Raw genomic sequence first — 2,578 nt, 5'->3', positions numbered from 1 at the left:
CACTTGTCTCGTTCGGCGCCGAGATCGTGGCGCTGGCCGGTTACATGCGCATCCTCGGCGCGCGCTTCGTCGAGAAGTGGCTGGGACGGATGATCAACATCCACCCTGCCCTGTTGCCGGCCTTCAAGGGGCTGGATACGCATGCGCGAGCCATCCGCGCGGGCATCCGCATCCATGGGTGCACGGTGCATTTCGTCACCCTGGACATGGATGACGGCCCGATCATCGCCCAGGCCGCCGTGCCGGTGATGGTCGGCGACAATGAGGACATGCTCGCCGCGCGCGTGCTGAAGGCCGAGCACCGGCTTTATCCGCTGGCGCTCGGGCTGGTCGCCGAAGGCAAGGCGCGGATGGAGGGCGGCCGTACCGTGCTTGCCCACTTCGCCGACGATGCCGACAACAGCTCCTCCGTGGTCATGGCGCCCGATCCGCTGCGCGAGGAGACCGACCTCGAGCATCTGGCGCGCATCACGCCCTGAGCAGGAGAAGGCTGGCATGGCGACAACGAAGCAACTCCTTCTTCTGCGTCATGCCAAATCGAGCTGGGACGATCCTGACCTTATCGACTTCGACCGGCCGCTTTCCGGGCGCGGGGTGAAGGCCGCCCCGCTGGCCGGGCGCGAACTGGCCAGGCATGGCTGGCTGCCGGACCTGGCGCTGGTGTCGCCGGCGCTGCGCAGCCGCGACACATGGCGGCTGGTCTCGGCGGAACTGCCGGCGAAAACGCCGGCCAAATTTGTTCAGGCGCTCTACGAGGCCAGCGCGGCAGACGTTCTCGCCAAGGTGCGGCAGGCAAATGCGGCAACGAGCAGCCTCTTGGTGCTCGGTCATAATCCCGGCCTGGAGGAATTCGCACGCCGGCTGGCCGGCGCCGGATCGGATGCCGCGGCACTCAAAAAGCTTGAAGAAAAATTCCCGACCGCAGCCATGGCCCGCTTCGTTTTCGACGGTGACTGGGCACGGCTGGCCCTCGGCGATGCCCGGCTGACGCACTGCGTTTGGCCGAAGGATCTGCGCTAGCGCAAGGGCCCGAAAATCGGAATTGATTTTTTGCTGCGCTGACCTTCGGTTCGGAAAGGATCATGCGCAAAATCAAGTGCTGCAGCCTCCTATTGCGCGTGCAAAAACGGGGCGGGTGCTCAGGCTGAGACTTCTTGATAGGCAGAAGCAAAACGGCGGGCCAGGGCCCGCCACACTTTGCGTTCCGGAGCTTGAGGGCTTAGCGGCCCCAGTTGCCCCGGCCTGATTGAGGCACGACGGACTGGGCCGTGCCGGACTCGGGCGTCGCATTGGTGTTGACAGCGTTGTGCTCGGTCGGGAGCAGCTTGCCGATCGAACCCGTGAACGTGTCGTCGACATTTCCAACAGGCGCATTGCCAGCGGGCGCTGCCGGCTGGTTGACGCCGTCCGAACCATAGTGGTCGCTGCCGGCAAAGGCGCTGCCTGTGGCAATGAGGATGGCGGCAGCGGTGAGAGCAATCTTGGTCATTTCAGGTACTCCAGTATTTCAGATTTTTCAGTGTTGGTGTCCGTCTCGTGGCGTGCGTTGGGAGGATTTCGCGTCGCTCGGACTACCCCGAGGTGGGCTCGCATTGGGGCGGTTTCCAATCACAAAGATGTTCCGGCCATGCCGTGAATCGGGTGCTTGAAATCCGCCAAAAGGCTTCCTTCGCCACAATCTTTGACATGATTTTCAACGTGTTAGGCGAATTGTCCTGCCGCGGGTGCACGGTTTTTGCTGAGCCGGCGTTCACACCGTCCTGCACGACGCGTCAACAGAAACGAACCGATCGGTTCGATTTCTTCTGATGCACAAATGTAATTCGCAGATCTACCGGCTTTGCGTTGCTGCTCTAGACGTGCACGTCACCAAAGGAGAGTTCGCCATCGTCGCGAGCAGCCAGGAACGCGATGACCAGCAGGCAGGCATAGAGTGCGGCGACCAGCACGGCGATGACCACGCCAGGAATAGGCCCCAGGGCGGCGCTGGTGACGGCCTCGCGCACCGAACCGACGAAGCCGATGCGGACACCTTCGGTTAGAAGACCGGGAGTCGACAGTTTCAGGATCCAGGCCATCAGCAGGATCAGCAGCATGTGGATGTAGTTTCGACGCAGACGGCGCGCCAACGCCGCTCGTTGCGAAATGAGGAATTTTGGAGCGCGCAGGCTTTCGCCGACGACCAACAGCCAATCGGACGCGAAGTCCGGCTGCGGCGAGAAAATCTGCGCGAAATAGTGCCGTTCGAACTGGCGCACGCGGGCCCGGTAAACGTCGAAGAAGCGATACCGCCGCGCTTCTATCCACAGCAGCAACAAGACAAGCAGCATGGCAAAAAGCAGCACGCCGTGATGCGCGGTGGCCGTCGAAAGCGAGACGGACAACATCGCCGCGACAACCGTTATCGCCCAATTGCTCGTCCGGTCCAGGCGGTCGCGCCACCCCGTCATGCGCAGAATCTCGGCGCGATGAAAGTGCGACATCGTGGTTACGAGTTCACCGGACGAAAGTGTCCTTCCGATGGGGTCCGGCGCCGCCAACGCTTCTGCCATCACCATACCTCCACCCGCCCACGCAA

4 protein-coding genes are annotated in these 2,578 nt (G+C 62.6%); 2 read left to right on the top strand and 2 right to left on the bottom strand.

Annotation, left to right across the window (positions count from 1 at the left end):
• On the top strand, positions 1-479 hold a 479-nt coding region (locus EOA86_RS30205; RefSeq protein ID WP_128344976.1), incomplete at its 5' end, for a formyltransferase family protein.
• Between the two features lie 16 nt (positions 480-495).
• Positions 496-1,020, top strand: coding sequence for a histidine phosphatase family protein (locus EOA86_RS30200; RefSeq protein ID WP_065008971.1), 525 nt, complete (start codon positions 496-498; stop codon positions 1,018-1,020).
• A 199-nt stretch (positions 1,021-1,219) separates the two neighbouring features.
• On the opposite strand, the gene EOA86_RS30195 is transcribed toward EOA86_RS30200, so the two are convergent.
• Both EOA86_RS30195 and EOA86_RS30190 read right to left on the bottom strand, forming a co-directional pair.
• A complete protein-coding gene (locus EOA86_RS30195) occupies positions 1,220-1,489 on the bottom strand; it encodes a DUF680 domain-containing protein (protein WP_128344974.1) in 270 nt (89 codons plus the stop codon).
• A gap of 364 nt (positions 1,490-1,853) precedes the next feature.
• Positions 1,854-2,558: a DUF2270 domain-containing protein gene (locus EOA86_RS30190; protein WP_203546855.1), complete on the bottom strand. Its 705-nt coding sequence runs from the start codon at positions 2,556-2,558 to the stop codon at positions 1,854-1,856.
• Positions 2,559-2,578 lie beyond the last annotated feature (20 nt).

It is taken from the genome of Mesorhizobium sp. M5C.F.Ca.IN.020.32.2.1 (assembly GCF_004023105.1).
GTDB lineage: Bacteria > Pseudomonadota > Alphaproteobacteria > Rhizobiales > Rhizobiaceae > Mesorhizobium > Mesorhizobium wenxiniae.
The sequence above is the reverse complement of the archived record's forward strand: the minus strand, read 5'-3'. Positions and strand labels throughout refer to the sequence as shown.

Coding starts and splice junctions, on each gene's coding strand:
- EOA86_RS30200 (WP_065008971.1), top strand. CDS start 496: ATGGCGACAACGAAGCAACTCCTTCTTCTGCGTCATGCCAAATCGAGC.
- EOA86_RS30195 (WP_128344974.1), bottom strand. CDS start 1,489: ATGACCAAGATTGCTCTCACCGCTGCCGCCATCCTCATTGCCACAGGC.
- EOA86_RS30190 (WP_203546855.1), bottom strand. CDS start 2,558: ATGGTGATGGCAGAAGCGTTGGCGGCGCCGGACCCCATCGGAAGGACA.